This is a genomic window from Amycolatopsis sp. NPDC114504 (assembly GCF_055633595.1).
Map to the genome: position 1 here is coordinate 485994 of NZ_JBVKDU010000003.1, position 20718 is coordinate 506711.

A 20718-nucleotide genomic window follows, 5' to 3' on the forward strand; every position below is an offset into this window, starting at 1 on the left:
ATCCCTCCCCCACCCACGATGTGAGGACGTAGCCATGACCACGCAAGAAAAGCCGGCGGGCGGGGGGCCTGCCCCGGACGACAGCTCCGACCTCGAGAAGTTCGGCTACCGCCAGGAGCTCGAACGCTCCCTGGGCTCCTTCTCCAGCTTCGCCGCCGGGTTCTCCTACATCTCGATCATGACCGGCGTGTTCCAGCTGTTCTTCTTCGGCTTCGCCTCGGGCGGACCGGCGTTCATCTGGACCTGGCCGCTGGTCTTCCTCGGCCAGCTCGCCGTCGCGCTGTGCTTCGCCGAGCTCGCCGGCCAGTTCCCGCTCGCCGGGTCGGTGTACCAGTGGGCGAAACAGATCGCGAAACCCGCGACGTCGTGGCTCGCGGGCTGGATCATGATCATCGGCGCGATCGTGACGGCGGGCGCCGTCGCGGTCGCCTACCAGATCATCCTGCCGCAGGTCTCGACCGCGTTCCAGATCGTCGGCAGCGACTCCGACGCCGGACTTACGTCGACCCCGGGCGGCGCGCAGAACGCCATCATCCTGGCCCTGGTGCTGGTCGTGTTCGCCACGATCGTGAACGTCATCGGCGTCAAGCTGATGGCGAAGATCAACAACTTCGGCGTCGCGGTGGAGCTGTCCGCCGTCATCCTGCTGATCATCGCGCTGGCCATCCACATCAAGCGCGGCCCGCAGGTGGTCTTCGAAACGCACGCCACGGGTGACGGTCACTCGCTCGGGTACCTCGGGGCGTTCCTGGTGGCGTCGCTGATGAGCGCGTACGTCTTCTACGGCTTCGACACGGCGGGCTCGCTCGCCGAGGAAACCACGCAGCCGCGCAAGCACGCGCCGCGCGCGATCCTGCGGGCGATCACGGCGTCGTTCATCGTCGGCGGTCTGGTGATGCTGGTCGGCATGATGGCCGTCGGCGACATCAACGCCGACGAGCTGAGCACCTCCGGCATGCCGTACCTGCTGAAGAGCACGCTCGGCGAGGGGCTCGGCGACGCCTTCCTGATCTGCTCGGCGATCGCGATCACGGTGTGCTGCCTCGCCGTGCAGACCGCGGCGATCCGGATGGCGTGGGCGATGGCCCGCGACGGCCGGCTGCCGTTCAGCAAGGCCATGGCGAAGGTGTCGCCGCGGTCGAAGACGCCAGTCCTGCCGGCGCTGCTCACCGGCGGCCTCACCGTCGTGGTGCTGCTGATCAACCTGGGCAACCAGCGGGCGTTCTTCATCCTGACCTCGACCGCGATCATCCTGTTCTACATCCCCTACCTGATGGTCACCGGCCCGTTGCTGCTGCGCCGCCTGCGCGGGCAGTGGCCGCGCCCGGACCACGGCCCGTACTTCAAGCTCGGCCGCTGGGGCACGCTGGTGAACCTGGTCGCGGTCCTCTACGGCGCCGGGATGACGGTCAACCTGATCTGGCCGCGCGCCGAGGTGTACGGCGACGACCACTGGTACTTCCAGTGGGGCGCGGTGATCGTCACCGGGCTGATCGTGATCATCGGTGCGATCATGCTGTACGTCCGGCGCCGCACCTGGGGTTCCTCGCACACGAGCCCCGAACACATGCCCGACAACGCTCCGGATTCGCTACCCGGCTGAGGAGGACCCATGAGTTCCGATGCGTATGACTTCGTCATCGTCGGCGGCGGTTCGGCGGGCTGCGCGCTGGCGAACCGGCTGTCGGCGGACCCCTCGAACAAGGTCCTGGTCCTGGAGGCCGGGCGGGCCGACTACAAGTGGGACGTCTTCATCCACATGCCGGCCGCGCTGACCTTCCCGATCGGGTCGAAGTTCTACGACTGGGGTTATCGCAGCGAGCCCGAGCCGCACATGAACCGCCGGCGCATCTACCACGCACGCGGCAAGGTGCTCGGCGGGTCGTCCAGCATCAACGGGATGATCTTCCAGCGCGGCAATCCGATGGACTACGAACGCTGGGCCGGCGACCCCGGAATGTCCACTTGGGACTTTGCCCACTGCCTACCGTACTTCAAGCGGATGGAGAACTGCCTCGCCGATGCCCCCGACGGGCAGTGGCGCGGCCACGACGGGCCCCTGGAGCTGGAGCGCGGTCCGGCGTCGAACCCGCTGTTCCAGGCGTTCTTCGACGCCGCCGAGGAGGCGGGCTACCCGCGCACCGACGACGTCAACGGCTACCGGCAGGAGGGCTTCGCGGCCTTCGACCGGAACGTCCGGAAGGGACGGCGGCTGTCCGCGGCGGGCGCGTACCTGCACCCGGTGGAGAACCGGCCCAACCTCACGGTGAAGACGCACGCGTTCGTGTCGCAGATCCTCTTCGAGGGCACGCGCGCGATCGGTGTCGAGTACGCCGAGGGCCGGGGCATGCCGGGTGAGGTGTACGGCAAGGAGATCATCCTCTGCGGCGGCGCGATCAACAGCCCGCAGCTGCTGCAGCTCTCCGGCGTCGGCAACGCGGGCGACCTGGAGAAGCTCGGCATCGACGTCGTCAAGGACCTGCCGGGTGTCGGCGAGAACCTGCAGGACCACCTCGAGGTGTACATCCAGTACTCCTGCAAGCAACCGGTGTCGATGCAGCCGTCGCTGGCGAAGTGGAAGCGGCCCTTCATCGGGGCGCAGTGGCTGTTCCTGCGGTCCGGGCCGGCCGCGACCAACCACTTCGAGGGCGGCGGGTTCGTCCGGTCCAACGACGAGGTGAAGTACCCGAACCTGATGTTCCACTTCCTGCCGGTGGCGATCCGCTACGACGGTTCGGCACCCACGGAAGGCCACGGCTACCAGGTGCACGTCGGCCCGATGTACGCCGACACCCGCGGCTCGGTGAAGATCACCTCGACCGACCCGCGGCAGCACCCGGCGCTCAAGTTCAACTACCTGTCCACGGAGAACGACCGCAAGGAATGGGTCGAAGCCGTGCGGGTGGCTCGGAAGATCCTCAACCAGTCCGCGATGGACCCCTACAACGACGGCGAGATCTCGCCGGGGCCGTCCGTCGAGACCGACGAGGAGATCCTCGACTGGGTCGCCAAGGACGCCGAGACCGCGCTGCACCCGTCGTGCACCGCGAAGATGGGCGTGGACGAGGGCTCCGTCGTCGACCCGCAGACCATGCGGGTGCACGGCACCGAGGGCCTGCGCGTCGTCGACGCGTCGGTCATGCCCTACATCCCCAACGGCAACATCTACGCGCCGGTGATGATGACCGCCGAGAAGGCGGCCGACCTCATCCTCGGCAACACCCCGCTCGCCCCGATCAAGACGCCGTTCTACCGGCACGGGGAGAACTAGCCCGGACGTCGTAGCGCCCGTACCGCCATCCTCGGTACGGGCGCATCGCGCGTGCCCGGATTATCCGTTAGCGGGTAACGGAAACTACCCGGCCGTAGCCCCTTGACGACGCGCTTCACGGGACTCAGACTTTGTTGCGGATCACAGTCGATGTTCCTCAATGCGCAACTGTCTCGGAGGACTCATGATTCGCGCATGCACGGTGGACGAGCTGCCCCCGGGTGAGTCCGTCCGGATCCCGGGGTCGCCCGCCATCGCGGTGTTCAACACCGAGGACGGCGAGCTGTACGCCATCGACGACACGTGCACCCACCAGGACGCTTCCCTGGCCGACGGCTGGCTCGAGGGCTGCTTCGTCGAGTGCCCGCTGCACGCGGCGCTGTTCGACCTGCGCACGGGCGTGCCGAGCTGCCTGCCGGCGAAGGAGCCGGTGCGCACGTACTCGGTCCTCGTCGACGAAGGCGTCATCTACGTCCAGGGCGTGGCTCGCGAGGACGCCGCGTGAAGCGCATCGCGGTCGTCGGCGCGTCGCTCGCCGGGGTCCGCGCCGCGCAGGAGCTGCGCGCCCAGGGCTACGACGGCGGCATCGTGCTGATCGGTTCGGAGGCGCACCTGCCCTACGACCGGCCGCCGCTGTCCAAGGCGTTCCTCGCCGGGACGGCGTCGCAGGCGTCGCTGGAGCTGCTCGACGCGGGCGACCTCGCTTCGCTGGCCTTGGACTTCCGTCTCGGCGTACACGCCACGGCTCTGGACCCGGCCGCGCGCCGGGTGCTGCTGTCGGACGGCGGGTCGGTCCACGCGGACGGCGTCGTCATCGCCACCGGCGGCCGGGCGCGCACGCTGCCGGGCTTCGAAGGCGCCCACACCCTGCGGACCCTCGACGACGCTCTCGCATTGCGCGCGGCGCTGGTGCCCGGAGTGCGGGTGGCGATCGTCGGCGCCGGGTTCATCGGGGCCGAGGTGGCCTCGACGTGCCGTTCGCTGGGCCTCGACGTCGTCGTCTTGGAAGCTTTGGCTGCTCCCCTGGCGCCGGTCCTGGGCCCGGAGCTGGCCGCGGTGTGCGCGCGCCTGCACGCCGACCACGGCACGGACCTGCGCTGCGGCGTCCGGGTCGAGGGCATGTCCGAGGCGGGCGTCCACCTGGCCGACGGGTCGCTCGTCCCGGCCGACGTGGTCGTCGTGGGCGTCGGCATGACCCCGGCGACCGACTGGCTGGCGGGGTCCGGGCTGACCGTCTCCGACGGGGTGTGCGTGGACGCGGGCCTGGTGACGGAGCTGCCGTCCGTGGTCGCGGTCGGCGATGTGGCCCGGTACGCGGGACGGCGGCACGAGCACTGGACGAACGCGTCGGAGCAGGCGCCGGTCGCGGTGGCGAACCTGCTCGCCGGGCAGACGTCGCGCACGTACTCGCCGAGCGGGTACGTCTGGTCGGACCAGTACGCGGGGACCCTGCAGCTGGCCGGGCACCCCCGCCCGGACGACACGCTTTCGGTGGTCGACGGCGACCTGTCGTCCTCGTCGTTCGCGGCGGTGTGGCAGCGCGACGGCGCGACGGTCGGCGTGTTCGCGCTGAACAACGCGAAGCTGTTCAACCGCCTGCGCCGTCCGCTCCGGCAGCCGGCGGTCGTCTGAAAGTCTCAACCGGCTGTTCAGAGATACGCTTCACCCACATGGAGCTGACTCTCGACGAGCTGCGGGCGTTGACGGGCTGGGCCGCCGACTGCGCTTCGCGAGCGCTGCCGCTGTACGAAACCCGCGTACCCGGCGATCCCCGTCCGGCTTCCGCGATCTCCGCGGCACAGGAGTTCGCTTCGGGCGCTGCGCGGACAAAGCTGCTTCGCACGGTGGCGTGGGCGGCGCTGAAGGCGGCGGGCGAGACTTCCGACCCCGCCGCTTCCGCCGCCGCACGCGCGGCCGTCGGCGCGGCGGGCGCGGCTTACCTGCACCCGCTGGCGTCGCCGCACCAGGTGAAGCACATCGTCGGCCCCGCGCAGCAGGCAGCGCTGGCGTGCGAACTCGCCGGCGGTGACGCGGACGCGGAGATCCGCTGGGCTCTCGACCACGCACCGCCGGCGGTCTCCGACCTCCTCCGCCGCTTCCCGCCCGGCAAGCCGGGCAAGTCCCGGCTCGGCGAGCTGCACCGGCAGCTGGAGTCCGCCCTCCGCGCCTGACTCCCTCAGGTGAGGGTGGGACGTTCCACGACCACGGTGGCCATCAGGGAGTGCCCGGTACCGAGGCCTTGCTGGGCTTGCTGTTCCCACGCGAAGAGCGACGTCGCCAGCTGCTTCGCGCGTTCGGGCGAGCGCACGTCTCCGGTGGCGATGATCCGGTTCCAGCGTTCGGCGAAGGCCGCGAAGAACAGTTCGACCGGCCGGGGCGCGGTCCCGGTGGGCGGCTCGAACCGCAGCCGGGCGGGGTCGACGTCGGTGGTGCCGCGGGCGAGCTCGTTGAGGAGGGTGCGGTAGGGCGGGATCGCCGGGTTGAAGGCGAGGGTGGCGGTGTGCCGGCCGGCGAGGATCGACCGGTCGGTGAACGTCGTCCCGCTCAGCCGGGCCCGGGCCCGGATCGCGGCTTCGACGAGCGCCGCGTCGAGCGACCCGCGGTCGAAGAAGCTCATCCGGTCGTGGAGGGTTTCGGTTGCGTCCTCGAAGAAGCTCATGTTGTAGGACCAGCGGGTCTCCGGCCACTTCGGCGTCCACTCGACGGAGTAGCGGCCGAGGACGTCGACGACGAGCACGGCGCGGTCGCGGGTCTCGACGATCCGCCGCATGACGCCGGTCAGGACCTCGACGACGTCCTCGTGGGGAAGGTGGGAGTAGGGCACGCCGCAGGAGAGGTAGAGGTCGAAGTCGCCCGCGGGCAGTTCGGACCGCATGTCCGCGACGACGAACTCCGCCCGCCGGCCGGCGTGCAGGGCGCGGGCCGTGTCGACCATGTCGGGGTCGATGTCGACACCGAGGTAGTCGAGGGTGTGCTCGCCGGTCAGCGGGGCGAGGGCGCCGTGCCGCTCGGTCAGCAGCGCCAGGCCGTCGCCGGTGCCGCACCCGACGTCGAGCACCCGCAGTGGCCGGCCGGGCGCACGCGGGATCCGGGAGAGGGCATCTCGCAGTACTCGGTGGGTGACCACTTCTTCGAGCATCGTCTTGACCGGATCACGCCTTTTGGGCGAGGTGTAGTGGGCCGTCGCGTCTCGGTAGGACATGATCGAAACGTAGTTCATCGCCGTCGCCGGCCGGTGCGGATTCGGCTAGAGGGCCAGCTCGTCGAGATCGGACTCCAGCCTCGCCCGCCAGGTCCAGCGGCGTTCGGTCGTGTCCGCGTCCTCGCCGGCCGGTGGGCCCAGCGGCAGCGCCGGGTCCTTGATCCCGAACGTCACCCGGTATGCCAGCACCGACGCCGCCGTCCGGATCCACGCGTCGCCGGACGCCCCGGGCGGCGGGGCGACCCCCAGCGCGTGGCCGAACCACGCCGGCAGCAGCGCGTTCGAGCCGAGCGCGTCCGTGATGCGGGTGCGCAGCCGCACCTGCAGGTCGTGCCACGCTCGCTCGGCGCGTTCCAGCTGGGGCATGATCCGCGCCTCGACCGCGTCCGCCTCGCGCAACGCCAGCTTCGCCTGGTCCGCCGCCGCAATCGCCGCCGGGATCTCCTCGTCCAGCAGCGTCCGGCGCCGCGTCGACAGCGCGCGGAACGTCGACTCCGCGTCCCCGCGAGCGCGGGACGCGCGATCCGTCGACGCCAGCACCCGCATCACCTCGACCAGGTCGGCGTCGCACCGGGAATGGGCCGCCCGCACCGAATCCAGCCGGAGCAGCTCCTGCTCATGCCGGGCGCGCTGCTCCTTCGTGACGAGCTCTTTGTGCAGGTCGTCCCAGCGCGCCGCCTCGGCCGCGAGCGCCCGGGTCTCGGTGCCGACCTCGTCGAGGTTGATCCGCGGCACGCCGTCGGCCACGCGCACCGCGCGCTCCAGGGCCTGGACCTGCTGGCGCAGCCGTTCGAGCTGCCGGCCGAGCAGGTCGATGCGGTCCTCCTGCCGGTCGCCGCCGCTCCGCTCGACGCGGTCGGTGAGGTCGGCGACCTCCTGCCGCACGCGGTCGTCGGACTCCTCGACGGCCGCACGCAGCCCGTCGACCGCCGCGAACAGCTCGTCGAGGTCCTGCCGCGTCGAGTCGACGGGCTCGGCGTACTCCTGCGTGAACTCGGGATCGTCGCCGTAGGTCGCGTAGCCGTGGCTCACGGGATCCGGCCCTCCCGCCACAGCAGCCCGCACGTGGCCGCGACGCCCAGCGCCGTCAGGATCGTGGCGACGACGGCCCCGGACCACGGCACCAGCGCGCCCACCAGCAGCGCCGCCGTGACGCTGCCCGCCCACGCCGCCCGCGTCCGCTCGCGGATGACGTCGCCGACGCGCCGGACCGGGGCGAAACCGATCCACAGGCCCGCCGCGAACAGCGGGACGAGCGCCGGCAGCCACACCGGGGACAGCACGTCGAACAGCACCATCGCCGCGGCGGCCAGCGGCACCAGCACCGGCGCGGCCGCGAAGTAGACGACCGCGCGCTGCGTCGCCGCGTGCCGCGACTCGAGCTCGGCGTTCGCGAGCCGATGCTTCGCGTCGTCGAACGCCACCTCGGAGTCGAGCAGCCGGTGGGCCGTCGCGACGAGCTCGTCCATCGCCTCGACGTCGGCGGGCGGGGTCGCCAGCCCGCCGCGCAGGTCCTGCTTGAGCCGGCCCACGCGCGCTTCCGCCTGGTCCCGGTCGTGCTGGGCTGGAGTCGTCACGCGAACACTTTAAGTGCCACAGCCGTCACCACCGACTCACTGCGCACGGTGAGTCGCTACAGGTCGCCCAGTGCCGTGACCGGCGATTCGACACAGTCCGCGACGAACCGCAGGAACCCGCCCGCCGTGCCACCGTCGCAGACGCGGTGGTCGAAGGCCAGCGTCAGCTCGCAGACCTTCCGGACCGCGAGCGCGCCGTCGACCACCCACGGCCGGTCGATGATCCGGCCGATGCCGAGGATCGCGGCTTCGGGGTGGTTGATGATCGCGGCCGAGCCGTCGACGCCGAAGACGCCGTAGTTGTTCACGGTGAACGTCCCGCCGGTGAGGTCCGCGGGCGTGAGCTTGCCGTCGCGCGCGGTGCGGGCGCGGTCGCCGATCGCCGCCGAGAGGTCCCGGGTCGACAGCTCGCCGGCGTCCCGCACGACCGGTACGACCAGTCCGCGGTCGGTCTGCGCGGCGAACCCGAGGTGGATCTCGTCCAGCAGGACGATCTCGTCGCCCTCCACGCGCGAGTTCAGCTCGGGATACTTCTTGAGGCCCGCGACGGCGAACCGCGCGATCAGCCCGAGCAGGCTCACCGGCCGGTCCGTCTTGGCGTTCAGCGCCGCCCGCGCGGCGACCAGCTCGGACGCGTCGACGTCGACCCAGACCGTGGCTTCGGGGATCTCGCGCCGGGACGTCGTCAGCTTGTCGGCGACGGCCTTGCGCACGCCGGTCAGCGGGATCCGCTTGCCCTTGGCGACGGGCTTCTCGAGCGCCGCCTCGACGTCGGCGCGGCGGATGATCCCGTCCGGGCCGGTCGGGGTGAGCTTCGCGAGGTCGATCCCGTTGTCCGAAGCCAGCTTCCGGACGAACGGCGAGATCACGCCGGGCGCCTTCGCCTTGGGGACCGGGGCTTCCACGCGCCGGACACGCTTGCGCCGGGTCGTCGGTGCGGTGCCGTAGCCGATGAGGACGTTGCCGCTGCCGGACGACGTCGTCACCCCGGGCTCGGCGAAGCCGCCGACGGACAGCAGCGGCGCGCCGACCGGCAGCAGCTGCCCCGGCTCGCCGTGCAGCGCGGACACCACGCCGGCGAACGGCACGGGCACCTCGACCGCGGCCTTCGCCGTCTCGACCTCGACGACGATCTGGTCGACCTTGACCGTGTCGCCGATCGCGACGTGCCAGTTGAGGATCGCCGCCTCGGTCAGGCCCTCGCCGAGGTCCGGCAGCAGGAAGTCAGGCACCGGCCACCACCGGGGTGTCGGCCCACTGCAGGCGCGCGATCGTGTCGAGGATCCGGTCGACGCCGGGCAGCATGTGGCGCTCGAGCTTCGGCGCCGGGTAGGGGATGTCGAGCCCGGTCACGCGCAGCACGGGCGCGTGCAGCTGGTGGAAGCACTGCTCCGTGACGCGAGCGACGACCTCGGCGCCGTAGCCGCCGAAGCCGGCGGCCTCGTGGACCACCACGGCCCGCCCGGTGCGGCGCACGGACGCCGTCACGGTCTCGTCGTCGAACGGGCTCAAGGAACGCAGGTCGACGACCTCGACGTCCCAGCCCTCGTCCTTCGCGGCTTCGGCGGTCTCCATCGCCGTGGCGACCATCGGGCCGTACGCGATGAGCGTGACGTCCTTGCCGGTCTTGCGCACCACGGCCTGGTCCATGGCGGGGCCGGTGCGCGTGAAGGAGACCTCTTCACCGGACCAGTAGCGGGCCTTCGGCTCGAGGAAGACGACCGGGTCCGGCGACTCGATGGCGTCGCGGAGCAGGTCGTAGGCGTCCTGCGCGGTGCCCGGCGTGACGACGCGCAGGCCCGGCGTGTGCGTGTAGTAGACCTCGCTGGAATCGCAGTGGTGCTCGACGCCGCCGATGCCGCCGGCGTAGGGGATCCGGATGACCATCGGCAGTTCCAGCGCGCCCTTGGTGCGGTTGCGCAGCTTCGCGACGTGCGAGGTGATCTGCTCGAACGCGGGGTAGGCGAAGGCGTCGAACTGCATCTCGACGACCGGACGGAAACCGCCCATCGCCATCCCGACGGCGAACCCGACGATGCCGGACTCGGCCAGCGGCGTGTCGAAGCAGCGGTCCTCGCCGAAGTCGGCGGTGATGCCGTCGGTGACCCGGAAGACGCCGCCCAGCGTGCCGACGTCCTCGCCGAAGACCAGCACGCGGTCGTCGTCCTTGAGCGCGTCCCGCAGGGCCGCGTTGAGCGCCTGCGCCATCGTGGTCGTCATCAGGCCTCCAGCTCGGCCGCGACCATCGCCCGCTGGCGCTGCAGCTGACGGGTCGGCTCGGCGTAGACGTGGTCGAACAGGGACATCGGGTCGAGCTCGGCGTCGGCGTTCAGGGTGTCGCGGACGGACTGGGCGAACTCTTCGGCTTCCGCTTGGAATCGCTCGACGTCGTTTTCGGTCAGGTCGTCTTTCAGGTAGGTCCCGAGCCGCTTGAGCGGGTCCGCTTCGCGCCACTTCGCGACTTCGTCCGCGTCGCGGTAGCGGGTGGCGTCGTCGGCGTTGGTGTGGGCGTCGATGCGGTAGGTGTGGGCCTCGACGAGGACCGGGCCCTTGCCTTCGCGCGCGTGCTTCACGGCGTCGTCGAGGACGGCGAGGACCGCGACGGCGTCGTTGCCGTCGACCTGCTCCGAGCGCATGCCGTAGCCGATCCCCTTGTACGCCAGCGCGGGCGCGGCGCTCTGCTTCTCGAAGGGGACGGAGATGGCGTAGCCGTTGTTCTGCACGAAGAACACCACGGGCGCCTTGAAGACGGCGGCGAAGTTGAGCGCCTCGTGGAAGTCGCCTTCGCTGGTGGCGCCATCCCCGATGAGCGCGAGCGCGACAGCGTCTTCACCGCGTCGCTGCATCGCGTGCGCGAGACCGGTGGCATGCAGAGTCTGCGTCGCGAGCGGAGTGCACTGGGGCGCTACGCGCGTCTCGGCGGGGTTGTAGCCGCAGTGTGCGTCGCCGCGAAGCAGCGTCAGGACTTCGCCGGGCTTCAGGCCGCGCGCGACGAGCGCGACCGAGTCGCGGTAGGTGGGGAAGAGCCAGTCGTTGTCCCGCAGGGCGAGCGCGGCGGCGACCTGGCAGGCCTCCTGGCCGGCGCTGGAGGGGTAGACGGCGAGGCGGCCCTGCTTGGTGAGGGCGGTCGCCTGGACGTCGAACCGGCGGCCCAGAACCATCAGCCGGTAGGCGGCTTTCAGGCGGTCCTTCGCGGGCTCGGCGTACCGGCCGTGCCGGTCGGCGCGCGTCCCGTCCTCGGCGACGAACCGCACCGGCGTCGTAGACGGCAGGAGGGTTTCCACGGGCACCACCTCTCGCAGACATATGATGCTCGAATGGTGGTTCTCGGCGGCCTTCTGTTCAAGGGTTGGGCGAAATGAGCGACAAACAGTCTTTTCAAGGGCCAATGGGTGACCAAACGTCTTTCCCGACGTCGGCTGTCCCCGGCCTCGCGGGACGAACGGCCCCGGCCCTCGACGAGGTCGACCGGGCGATGCTGGCGGAACTGTCGTCGGACGGCCGCCTGGCGGTCCGGGCGCTGGCCGAAAAGCTGCACATCTCGCGCACGAACGCGTACGCACGGTTGGAGCGGTTGATGGCGGAAGGGGTGATCACGGGCTTCGGCGCGCGGATCGACCCGCGGCGGGCGGGCCTGGGCACGTCGGCGTACATCATGGTGACGGTGGAGCAGACGTCCTGGCGCACGATGGCGACGGACCTGCACGAAATCCCGTACGTCGACCACGTGGCCCTGGTGGGCGGCGACTTCGACATCCTGCTGCTGGTCCGAACCCCGGACAACCAAACCCTCCGCGACGTCGTCCTGGAGCGCCTGCAGGCCCTGGAGGGGGTCCGGTCGACGCGGACGTGGCTGATCTTCGAGGAGCTGCCGGGCTCGGTCCTGCACTGACCGCCGTGTCGACCCCCCAATCACGCGTGATGCCCCTTCAATCACACGTGATGCCCTCCCAATCACGCGTGATGCCGCTTCAAGCACGCGGCCAACGCGGCGCGAGGGCCGACTCGCGGCCGCGTTGAGCCGGACGTCCACCCCGTATCACCCGCACGGACGCATCCTCGCGACCGCCGGGCAGAACCCTTGCCCCGCAGTGCCCTTGACCTTCACCGGCGCACCGGCTAGGCGTGGCCACCCTCCTGCCGACTCTTATTTTATGTCGAGAAATAACCAGCTCGAAACCTATTGACGCCGTCCCCTTCGCCCGGTGAGGATCGGCCGGTCCGCCGCCGTTCACCGCAGAATGGACCAGACCATGGCCAGAAGATCACGCGCGTGGTCCCGTGCGCGCCGAAGTTCGCTCGTCACCCTGATGAGCCTGAGCCTGCTGGGTGGGATCGCCCAAGCGACGCCCGCCCAAGCAGACGCACCGGCCCAGCCCGTCATCGGCCAGCCTGCCAAGGACAAGAACGGCTGCGCCAAGATCGAGAACAGCCTGCCGACCCTGGCGGACTGGCCCAAGGTCGACAGCCGGCTCAAGGGGAAGGCCGGCGACGAGGCGCGCGTCGCCCAGATCCTCGCGGGGATGACCCTCGAGGAGAAGGTCGGGCAGATGACGCAGCCCGAGATCACCTCGATCACCCCCGACGAGGTCCGCCAGTACGCCATCGGCACCGTCCTCAACGGCGGCGGCGCGTGGCCCGGCGGCAACAAGCACGCCACCCAGCAGGACTGGCTGAACCTCGCCGACGCCTACTGGAACGCCTCCAAGACCAGCCGCACGAAGATCCCCGTCATCTGGGGCATCGACGCCGTGCACGGCAACAACAACGTCTACGGCGCCACCGTCTTCCCGCACAACATCGGCCTCGGCGCGGCGCACGACCCGTGCCTGGTGCGCGACGTCGCCGGCGCCACCGCGCGCCAGGTCCGCGCCACCGGCCAGGACTGGGCCTTCTCGCCCACCCTCGCCGTCGTCCAGGACGACCGCTGGGGCCGCACCTACGAGGGCTTCTCCGAGGACCCGCGGATCACCCGCTCCTACGGCTACGAGGACATCAACGGCCTCCAGGACGGCGCCACCAGCCGCATCGGCTACAACGGCGTGATCGCCACCGCCAAGCACTTCATCGGTGACGGCGGCACGATCAAGGGCCAGGACCAGGGCGTCAACCCGTCGTCCGAAGCCGACATGATCAACATCCACGGCCAGGGCTACTACGGCGCGCTCGCCGCCGGCTCGCAGACCGTGATGGTCTCGTTCAACAGCTGGACCAACCCGGACCTCGGCATCAACGAGGGCAAGCTGACCGGCAGCGACAAGGCCATGAACGAGATCCTGAAGGGCAAGATCGGCTTCGACGGCCTGGTCGTGTCCGACTGGAACGCCATCGGCCAGGTCCCCGGCTGCACGAACTCCTCGTGCCCGCAGGCGATCAACGCCGGCATCGACGTCGTGATGGTGCCCGCGGACTGGAAGGCGTTCATCACCAACACGATCGCCCAGGTCCAGAGCGGCCAGATCCCGATGTCGCGGATCGACGACGCGGTCACTCGCATCCTGCGCGTCAAGGTGCGCGACGGCCTCTTCGAGTCGCAGAAGCCGTCCGACCGCTCGTACGCCAACTCCGACGAGGCGCTGAAGGACAACTGGCTGGCCCGCGACGCGGCCCGCGAGTCGCAGACGCTGCTGAAGAACAACGGCAACGTGCTGCCGCTCAAGCCGAAGTCGAAGGTCCTGGTGGTCGGCAAGAGCGCCGACAACATCTCCAACCAGACCGGCGGCTGGACGCTGAGCTGGCAGGGCACCGGCAACACCAACGCCGACTTCCCGAACGCCACCTCGATCCTGACCGGCATCAAGCAGGACCTCGGCGACGCGAACGTCACCTTCGACGCCACCGGCAGCGTGGACCCGAAGGGCTACGACGCCGTCATCGCCGTGATCGGTGAGACGCCGTACGCCGAAGGTGTCGGCGACCTGACCCGCAAGACGCTCGAGGCGTCGAAGCTCTACCCCGAGGACCTGGCCGTGCTGGACAAGGTCAGCGGCAAGGGCACCCCGGTCGTCACCGTGTACGTCGGCGGCCGCCCGCTGTACATGAACAAGGAGATCAACCGCTCGGACGCGTTCGTCGCGGCCTGGCTGCCCGGCACCGAGGGCGGCGGCGTCGCCGACATGCTGGTCAAGGGCAAGGACGGCACGGGCTACCAGGGCACGCTGTCGTACTCGTGGCCGAAGAGCGCGTGCCAGTCGCCGCTCAACCCGTGGTCCCCGGACTACGACCCGCTGTTCAAGCTGGGTTACGGCCTGAAGAGCGGCCAGCGCGTCACGATCGGCCAGCTGGACGAGACCCCCGGCCCGGCGACCTGCGGGTCCACCGGCGGCGGTGGGACGGCGACCGAGGACCTGTCGATCTACGACCGCACGGATGTGGCGCCGTACACCAGCCAGATCGGCTCGGCTTCGAACTGGGGCGGCACCGTGATCGGCCCGGACGGCACGGCCGACCACCCCGAGATCAACACGGTCCCGACCGACGTCAACGTGCAGGGCGACGGCCTGAAGGCGACCTGGACGGGCACCGGAGCGGCCCAGCTCTACATGCAGAACACGGCGGGCACGAACGACCTGCGCAGCTATCTCAACGCGGACGGGGCGCTGGAGTTCGACACGACCGTGCAGCAGGCGCCGGTCAACCGGACGGTGATCAGCATGCACTGCGTCTACCCGTGCTTCTCGGAGGTGAACGCGACGAAGCTGTTCACGGATCTCGCGGGCGGCCCGAAGACGACGGTGAAGATCCCGTTGTCCTGCTTCAACAACGGGCTGGACTTCGAGCACATCAACACGCCGTTCCTGGTGTACACGGACGCGGCGTTCCAGGCGTCGTTCGCGAACGTGCGCTGGGTCCCGAACGGGGCAAAGGATCCTGATGCGAGGCCTTGTTCGAGCTTGACCTAGGTATCCGGCCGGGCCGGGAGCGCGAAGCTCCCGGCCCGGTTCACGTTCCGGCGTTCATCGCCACGCTCAGCGCCCGCTCCGACAGCTCCGACCGCGTCAGCCGCGCCACCACCCGGCCCCGCTGGAACACCAGCACCCGATCACAAAGCTCGCACAGCTCCACCAAATCCGTCGACGCCAGCACCACCGCCTTCCCGGCCACCGCAAGCGACATGATCACCGCGTGCATCTCGGCTCGGGCGCCGACGTCGACTCCGCGGGTCGGGTCGTCCAGGACCAGGAGCACTGGGTCCGCCTCCAGCCACTTCGCGAACACCACCTTCTGCTGGTTGCCGCCGGACAGCGTGGCCACCAGGTCTTCCGGGCCGCCGCGGATGCGCAGCCGCTCGATGTGCCGCTGAGCGGCCGCCACGTGGGACGCTCGGCGCAGCCACCACCCGCCGCGGCCGGCGCCCAGCCAGGCGGCCGCGCTCGTGTTGCGCCACACCGGCTGGTCGAGCATCAGCCCGTAGCGCTTCCGGTCGCTCGGGACGAACGCGATCCCGGCCCGGACCGCGGCCCGCACCGAGCGCGGCGCGGGGCGGCCGCCGATGTGGATCCGGCCGTGGGACGGCGCCCGCCCGGACAGCGCGGCCAGTACCTCCAGGTGTCCCGCGCCCTGCAGGCCGGCCAGGCCGACGATCTCGCCCTCCGCCACGGCGAACGCGGGTTCCTCGACCACGACCGCGGGCGGCCGGGGCCGGGGCGGCGGACGAGAAGCGACGGGCACCACCACGCGGTCCCCCAGCATCGCCGCCACCACGCCGTCCAGGTCGACCGACGCCGTCTCCACGCCCGACAACACCGACCGGCCGTCGCGCAGCACCGTGATCCGTGACGCGATCCGCAGCACCTCCTCCAGGAAGTGCGACACGTACAGCACCGCCACCCCGCGCGCGAGCAGCCGGCGCAGCACGCCCATCAGCCGCGAGACCGCCTCGGCGGGCAACGCCGACGTCGGCTCGTCCAGGACCAGCACCGCCGGGTCCCGCAGCAGCGCCCGCCCGATCTCCAGCAGCTGCTGGTCCGCCAGCGACAGCGAACCGGCCCGGGCGTCCAGCGGGACGTCCAAGCCCAGCTCCGCCAGCACCGGCGCGGCGAGCGACGCCATCCGACGCGGGCTCAGCAGCAACCCCCGCCGGGGCGCTGAAAGCGGGAACAGGTTCTCCAGCACCGTCAGATCGGGGAACACCGCCAGCTCCTGCGCCACCAGCGCGACCCCGCGGCCGACCGCGTCGCGCGCGGAAGAGAACGCCACCGGCGAACCGTCGAGCGCGAGCGAACCCGCGTCCGGCCGCAGCACGCCGGAGAGGATCTTCACCAGCGTCGACTTGCCCGCGCCGTTCTCCCCGACCACCGCGTGCACTTCGCTGCGCCGCACCGATATGTCCACTTCGGACAGTGCGGTGACGCCGCCGTAGCGCCGGGTCAGGCCGGTGGCGCGCAGCACGTCAGCGAGCCTCGGCCAGCGGCCGCATCGACGCGGCGGGGTTGGCCAGGATCCGGTCGATCTCCGGCTTGTAGAAGTCGTACGCCGCCTGCGTGGACGTCTGGCGCTTGAGCACCGCGTCGATGTTCGACGAGTCGACCACCAGGCCCGGCATCCGCAGCCACCCCTGCGGCAGCGGCTTCTTCTCCTTCACCGACCGGATCAGCAGCGCCGTCACGACGTACCCCTTGAGGAAGTGCTCCGGGTCGATGGTGACGAAGTCGAGGCCGTCCTTGACGCCCTGCAACGTCTTCGCGTCGACGTCCGCGCCCGCGACGAGGTACTTGCCGTTCTCCGTCTGCTTGATCTTCGCGAGGTCGTAGCTGTCCGCGTCACCGACGCCGAGGAACGCCAGCGCCGACGGGTTCGCGTGCACCAGCGCGGCCCACGCGCCGTAGTTCTGGTTCGGGTCGCTGTAGGTCTGGAACGGGCCCAGCGTCTTGATCCCGGGCGCCTTCGCGGCGAGCGTCTCCTTGATCCCGCGAGCGCGGCTGTCCAGCACCGGCGTCCCCGGGTTCGGGACGCCGACGACGACCGTCCCGGACGGGTTGGCGGGCAACCGCTTCAGCAGTTCGGACGCGAGCTGGACGCCGAGGTCGTAGTTGTCGTTGCCGACGTAGAACGTGATCTTGCTGCCGTCGGTGGGCGCGGTGTCGAGCGCGACCACCGGGACCCCGCGGTCGATCGCCGTCGCGGCCGGCCGGGTGAAGATCGGCGGGTCGAGGTTCTCCAGCACGACGCCGTCCGGGTTGGTCTGGGTGAGGTTGGTGAACAGCTGCTGCTCGGCGGGACCGTCGGTGTTGGGCGGCCCGACGGCCTTGAAGTCGACGCCGCCCTCGTGCTGGGCCGCCGTTTCCGCGCCCTCGACCATCTCGTGGGCGAAGTTGAGGCTGATGTTCGCGACGGCGATGCCCATCTTCAGCTGACCGCCGCCGCCCGAGTTGCCCGAGCTACCGCAGGCGCTCAGCGTCAGGCACGTGATCAGGATCAGGATCGGGGTGCGTTTCATGTTTCCTCCTCGAGCGGGGGAACAGGCCGTGACCGCGCGTCCGGCGCAGCACGCTGTCGAAGGCGACGGCGACCAGGATCACCGCGCCGGTGGCGAACGTCGTCCAGTTGATCGGCACCTGCAGGAACACCAGGCTGGCCGCGACGGTGGTGAGGATGAGGTTGCCGAGCACCGCGCCGGGCACCGAGCCGCGCCCGCCGGCGAGCGGGGTGCCGCCGATGATGCAGGCGGCGATCGCGGTCAGCTCGTAGCCGTTGCCGACGGTCGGGTCGCCCGCGGTGAAGAACGCCAGCCCGAGCACGGCCGCGACGCCGCCCATGAACCCGGACAGCCCGAGCGCGGCGATCCGCGTCCGGGCGATCGGCAGGCCGCTGAACTCGGCGGCGTCCGGGTTCGACCCGACGGCTCGCACCCGCGCCCCGAACCGGGTCCGGGTGAACACCACCGTGAGCGCGATCGTCGCGATGAGCAGCACCCAGACCGACGCCGGCATGCCGGCCAGCTCGCCGCCGAGCACGCTGAAGAACGGGTGGTCCAGCGGCATGCCGCTGATCTGCTTGCCGTCGGCCAGCGCGAGCGCGGCGCCGCGGAAGAGCAGCGCGGCGGCGAGGGTGACGATGAACGACGGCAGCCGCAGGTACGTCGTGATCGCGCCGTTGAGGCAGCCCAGCACGGTCGCGACCACCAGGATCGCCGGCAGCGCGAGCCACGGCGACCAGCCGTCGCGGATCAGCACCGCACCCAGCACGATGCCGAGCGCGTACTGCCCGCCCAGCGACAGGTCGACCTCGCGCATCGCGAGCGGGAACACCATTCCGCAGGCCATCAGGCCGACGTAGACCGAGCTCTGCGCGGTGGAGAGCAGGTTGACCGGGCGCAGGAAGTCCGGGTGCGCCAGCCCGACGACGCCCACCAGGACGGCCAGGACCAGCACGACGCCGAGCTCGTCGCGCAGGACGTGGCGGTACCACGGGGGCGTGGACATAGCCGCGAAGGTCACCAGCCGGGCCCGGGTTCGGCAAGACGCGCGTTTCGGTGGGTGAAACGGTGACCTTGTCGCGACCCGGCGACGGGCGCCACGCTGCCCGTCATGCCGTCCACCAGCCGGGTCGCCGTCGTCACCGGGGCCGCGCGCGGGCTCGGCCAGGAGTTCGCCGTGGCGCTCGCCGGGCTCGGCCACCGCGTGGCCGGCTGGGACGTGGACGACCAGGCCGAGACGGCCGCGCGGGTGGTCGCCGCGGGCGGGGAGTTCCTGCCGGTGACGGCCGACGTGACGCACCCGGTCGCCGTCGAAGCCGCCGTGGAGCAGGTCGTGGCCGCGTTCGGCGCGCTGCACATCGTGGTGAACAACGCCGGGATCTACCCGCCGATCGCCTTCGACGAGACCACTGTGGACGATTGGCGCGACGTCATGCGCCTCAACCTGGAGGGCCCGTTCCTGGTGACCCGGGCCGCGCTGCCGCACCTGCGGGCCGCCGGCTGGGGCCGGGTGGTGAACATCGTGTCGGCGGTCGTCTTCCTCGGGCCGCCGGACCTGGTCGCGTACACGACGTCGAAGGCGGGCCTGGTCGGGTTCACCCGCGCGCTGGCCAACGCGGTCGGCGCGGAAGGCATCACGGTGAACGCGATCGCGCCGGGACTGACGACGACCGCGACGGCCGCGCGCACGACCGGCGCCGAGGGCGGCTTCGAACGGGTCCGGGCGAGCCAGGCGGTGCCGCGCACCGAAAGCCCGGCGGACCTGGTGTCGACCCTGCGGTACGTGTGCGACGAGGGCAGCGGGTTCCTGACCGGCCAGACGCTGAACGTCGACGGCGGTTCGGCGTTCCATTGAGTGCACCGAGGGGGCCGCGTGAGCCAGTTGCTGGGCGCCGGCGAGGCCGCCGTGGTGACGCGGGTCTGCGAGCTGCTCGTCCCCGGCTCGGCCGCCGCCCGGCCGGACCGGTACCTCGCCGCGACCCTGCCCGCCCTCACCCCCGCCGAGGAGGACGCCGTGCACGCGGCGATCGGGCTCATGGCCGGCGTCTCGGACGCGCCGGCCCTGTCCCGGCTGGCCGGCAGCGCCGCCTTCGACCGGTTCCGGCGCCTCGCGATCGAAGCGGGCTACGGCGACCACGCCCCGCCGGGACGGCGCGGCCCCGACCGGGCGGACGTCGTGGTCGTCGGCGGCGCGTCGATCGCCGCCGACCTGGCCGGGCGCGGTGCCGACGTGCTGCTGGTCGACGGCACCCCGGCGCCGGCCCGGTTCCTGTCCACTGTGGACGAAGAGCCGATCGGGCCGCCCACCGCGCCCGGCCCGGCGAAGGCCGAGCGCGCGCCCGCGTCCGACGTCGCGAAGTTCCACGAGCGCACCGGGCTGCTCGGCGCGGCGGGCCCGTTCGGGCCTTCCGACCTCGAACCGTGGTACGAACGGCCGGTGCCGGCGTCCAGGGCACGGGTGCGCCGGCGGCACGAGGTCCGGCGCGTCCTGGTCGACACGTCGGGGCCGCACCCGAAGGTCACCGGCGTCGCCTACACGTGCGACGGGGGCGACGGAGTGCTGCTCGCCCCGGTCGTCGTGCTCGCCGCCGGCCCGCTCGCGACGCCCCGGATCCTGTTGCACACCCACGAAACCGCCGAGATCGACTCACCGTCGTCGCGGCTGACCGGACGGACGCTGGGCCTGCGTCCGGCCCGGCTGGTGTACGGCCTGCTCGCCCGGTCACCGGACGCCCGCGCGGGCGCCGGGTTCGCCGTCGAACCGGCCGCGCTGCCCGGCCCGGTCGACTTCGCCGCGAGCCTGGTCGACACCGGCCACCGGCCGCTGTGGGGCGGGCGGCTGGCCGAGGTCGTGCGCGGCCATCCGGGCTGGACGGGCCTGCGGGTGCCGGTCACCGACGACAACACCGCCGTCGCCGGCCTCGGCGCCGGGGGCGAGGTCGTCGTGGGCAAGCGGTTCTCGACGGCCGAGCGGCGACGGCTGGCCGCGGCGCTGGAGTTCGCGATCGACCACCTGCGCGCGGCCGGGGCCCGTGACGTCGTGTGGAGCGGCCTGTTCGCGGCGCACCCGCAGGGCGGCGCGCCGATGGGTGACGACCCGGCCCGGTCGGTGGTGGGCCCGGACGGGCGATCCCACGACGTCGACGGCCTGTACGTCGCCGACGCGTCCCTGCTGCCGGCCGTGCTCTCGGTGGCCCCGGACCTGACCGTGCGCGCGCTCGCCGCGAAGGTCGCCGAGGCGATCCGGTGA

The 20718-nt window shown here is 71.4% G+C and carries 18 protein-coding genes; 9 read left to right on the top strand and 9 right to left on the bottom strand.

What is annotated here, in order from left to right:
- The first annotated feature begins 34 nt into the window (after positions 1–34).
- The 5 genes from ACZ7PG_RS23655 (at position 35) to ACZ7PG_RS23675 (ending at position 5442) form a co-directional block, all read left to right on the top strand.
- Positions 35–1603: an amino acid permease gene (locus ACZ7PG_RS23655; protein WP_470241262.1), complete on the top strand. Its 1569-nt coding sequence runs from the start codon at positions 35–37 to the stop codon at positions 1601–1603.
- Positions 1604–1612: 9 nt separating this feature from the next.
- On the top strand, positions 1613–3271 hold the full coding sequence (betA, locus tag ACZ7PG_RS23660) for a choline dehydrogenase (RefSeq protein ID WP_470241263.1): 1659 nt from the start codon (positions 1613–1615) through the stop codon (positions 3269–3271).
- Positions 3272–3455: 184 nt separating this feature from the next.
- Positions 3456–3776, top strand: a complete 321-nt coding sequence (locus ACZ7PG_RS23665) for a bifunctional 3-phenylpropionate/cinnamic acid dioxygenase ferredoxin subunit (RefSeq protein ID WP_285475999.1) — start codon at positions 3456–3458, stop codon at positions 3774–3776.
- Positions 3773–4903, top strand: coding sequence for an NAD(P)/FAD-dependent oxidoreductase (locus tag ACZ7PG_RS23670; protein WP_470241264.1), 1131 nt, complete (start codon positions 3773–3775; stop codon positions 4901–4903). Before ACZ7PG_RS23665 ends, ACZ7PG_RS23670 begins: the two co-directional genes overlap by 4 nt.
- A 38-nt stretch (positions 4904–4941) precedes the next feature.
- Complete coding sequence (locus ACZ7PG_RS23675) at positions 4942–5442, top strand: putative immunity protein (protein WP_470241265.1); 501 nt, start codon at positions 4942–4944, stop codon at positions 5440–5442.
- 5 nt (positions 5443–5447) lie between these two features.
- Here ACZ7PG_RS23675 and ACZ7PG_RS23680 read toward each other — a convergent pair whose 3' ends face one another.
- The 6 genes from ACZ7PG_RS23680 to pdhA are packed head-to-tail and all read right to left on the bottom strand — an operon-like array spanning position 5448 to position 11340.
- The gene (locus tag ACZ7PG_RS23680; protein WP_470241266.1) at positions 5448–6473 is read right to left on the bottom strand and encodes a class I SAM-dependent methyltransferase; all 1026 of its coding nucleotides are present in this window, start codon (positions 6471–6473) and stop codon (positions 5448–5450) included.
- A 45-nt stretch (positions 6474–6518) separates the two neighbouring features.
- Positions 6519–7505, bottom strand: a complete 987-nt coding sequence (locus ACZ7PG_RS23685; protein WP_470241267.1) for a hypothetical protein — start codon at positions 7503–7505, stop codon at positions 6519–6521.
- Positions 7502–8050 (bottom strand): hypothetical protein, encoded by a 549-nt coding sequence (locus ACZ7PG_RS23690; RefSeq protein ID WP_470241268.1) that lies wholly within the window; start codon positions 8048–8050, stop codon positions 7502–7504. Before ACZ7PG_RS23690 ends, ACZ7PG_RS23685 begins: the two co-directional genes overlap by 4 nt.
- A 56-nt stretch (positions 8051–8106) precedes the next feature.
- The gene (locus ACZ7PG_RS23695; RefSeq protein WP_470241269.1) at positions 8107–9282 is read right to left on the bottom strand and encodes a dihydrolipoamide acetyltransferase family protein; all 1176 of its coding nucleotides are present in this window, start codon (positions 9280–9282) and stop codon (positions 8107–8109) included.
- On the bottom strand, positions 9275–10270 hold the full coding sequence (locus ACZ7PG_RS23700; protein WP_470241270.1) for an alpha-ketoacid dehydrogenase subunit beta: 996 nt from the start codon (positions 10268–10270) through the stop codon (positions 9275–9277). Before ACZ7PG_RS23700 ends, ACZ7PG_RS23695 begins: the two co-directional genes overlap by 8 nt.
- Positions 10270–11340, bottom strand: a complete 1071-nt coding sequence (pdhA, locus tag ACZ7PG_RS23705) for a pyruvate dehydrogenase (acetyl-transferring) E1 component subunit alpha (RefSeq protein WP_470241271.1) — start codon at positions 11338–11340, stop codon at positions 10270–10272. Before pdhA ends, ACZ7PG_RS23700 begins: the two co-directional genes overlap by 1 nt.
- 98 nt (positions 11341–11438) lie before the next feature.
- Here pdhA and ACZ7PG_RS23710 point away from each other — a divergent pair, with 98 nt between their 5' ends.
- On the top strand, positions 11439–11942 hold the full coding sequence (locus tag ACZ7PG_RS23710; RefSeq protein ID WP_470241272.1) for an Lrp/AsnC family transcriptional regulator: 504 nt from the start codon (positions 11439–11441) through the stop codon (positions 11940–11942).
- 418 nt (positions 11943–12360) lie between these two features.
- Complete coding sequence (locus tag ACZ7PG_RS23715) at positions 12361–14952, top strand: glycoside hydrolase family 3 protein (RefSeq protein WP_470242390.1); 2592 nt, start codon at positions 12361–12363, stop codon at positions 14950–14952.
- Positions 14953–14992: 40 nt separating this feature from the next.
- On the opposite strand, the gene ACZ7PG_RS23720 is transcribed toward ACZ7PG_RS23715, so the two are convergent.
- Genes ACZ7PG_RS23720 through ACZ7PG_RS23730 form a run of 3 tightly spaced genes read right to left on the bottom strand, consistent with a single transcriptional unit; the run spans position 14993 to position 18474 of the window.
- Positions 14993–16441 carry a sugar ABC transporter ATP-binding protein gene (locus ACZ7PG_RS23720; protein WP_470241273.1) on the bottom strand — a complete coding sequence of 483 codons (1449 nt, stop codon included), beginning with the start codon at positions 16439–16441 and terminating at the stop codon, positions 14993–14995.
- 1 nt (position 16442) lies between these two features.
- Positions 16443–17489: a sugar ABC transporter substrate-binding protein gene (locus ACZ7PG_RS23725; protein WP_470241274.1), complete on the bottom strand. Its 1047-nt coding sequence runs from the start codon at positions 17487–17489 to the stop codon at positions 16443–16445.
- A complete protein-coding gene (locus tag ACZ7PG_RS23730; protein ID WP_470241275.1) occupies positions 17431–18474 on the bottom strand; it encodes an ABC transporter permease in 1044 nt (347 codons plus the stop codon). The genes ACZ7PG_RS23725 and ACZ7PG_RS23730 overlap by 59 nt, the downstream gene beginning before the upstream one ends.
- 105 nt (positions 18475–18579) lie before the next feature.
- Between ACZ7PG_RS23730 and ACZ7PG_RS23735 the strand changes: the two genes are divergently transcribed.
- Positions 18580–19323, top strand: a complete 744-nt coding sequence (locus tag ACZ7PG_RS23735; RefSeq protein ID WP_470241276.1) for an SDR family NAD(P)-dependent oxidoreductase — start codon at positions 18580–18582, stop codon at positions 19321–19323.
- Positions 19324–19341: 18 nt separating this feature from the next.
- The gene (locus ACZ7PG_RS23740) at positions 19342–20718 is read left to right on the top strand and encodes a GMC oxidoreductase (protein WP_470241277.1); all 1377 of its coding nucleotides are present in this window, start codon (positions 19342–19344) and stop codon (positions 20716–20718) included.

Excerpts from the sequence above, each read along its gene's own strand:
- ACZ7PG_RS23655 (WP_470241262.1), top strand. The coding sequence starts at position 35 with ATGACCACGCAAGAAAAGCCGGCGGGCGGGGGGCCTGCCCCGGACGAC.
- betA (WP_470241263.1), top strand. The coding sequence starts at position 1,613 with ATGAGTTCCGATGCGTATGACTTCGTCATCGTCGGCGGCGGTTCGGCG.
- ACZ7PG_RS23665 (WP_285475999.1), top strand. The coding sequence starts at position 3,456 with ATGATTCGCGCATGCACGGTGGACGAGCTGCCCCCGGGTGAGTCCGTC.
- ACZ7PG_RS23675 (WP_470241265.1), top strand. The coding sequence starts at position 4,942 with ATGGAGCTGACTCTCGACGAGCTGCGGGCGTTGACGGGCTGGGCCGCC.
- ACZ7PG_RS23680 (WP_470241266.1), bottom strand. The coding sequence starts at position 6,473 with ATGTCCTACCGAGACGCGACGGCCCACTACACCTCGCCCAAAAGGCGT.
- ACZ7PG_RS23700 (WP_470241270.1), bottom strand. The coding sequence starts at position 10,270 with ATGACGACCACGATGGCGCAGGCGCTCAACGCGGCCCTGCGGGACGCG.
- ACZ7PG_RS23710 (WP_470241272.1), top strand. The coding sequence starts at position 11,439 with ATGGGTGACCAAACGTCTTTCCCGACGTCGGCTGTCCCCGGCCTCGCG.
- ACZ7PG_RS23715 (WP_470242390.1), top strand. The coding sequence starts at position 12,361 with ATGAGCCTGAGCCTGCTGGGTGGGATCGCCCAAGCGACGCCCGCCCAA.
- ACZ7PG_RS23725 (WP_470241274.1), bottom strand. The coding sequence starts at position 17,489 with ATGAAACGCACCCCGATCCTGATCCTGATCACGTGCCTGACGCTGAGC.
- ACZ7PG_RS23730 (WP_470241275.1), bottom strand. The coding sequence starts at position 18,474 with ATGTCCACGCCCCCGTGGTACCGCCACGTCCTGCGCGACGAGCTCGGC.
- ACZ7PG_RS23735 (WP_470241276.1), top strand. The coding sequence starts at position 18,580 with ATGCCGTCCACCAGCCGGGTCGCCGTCGTCACCGGGGCCGCGCGCGGG.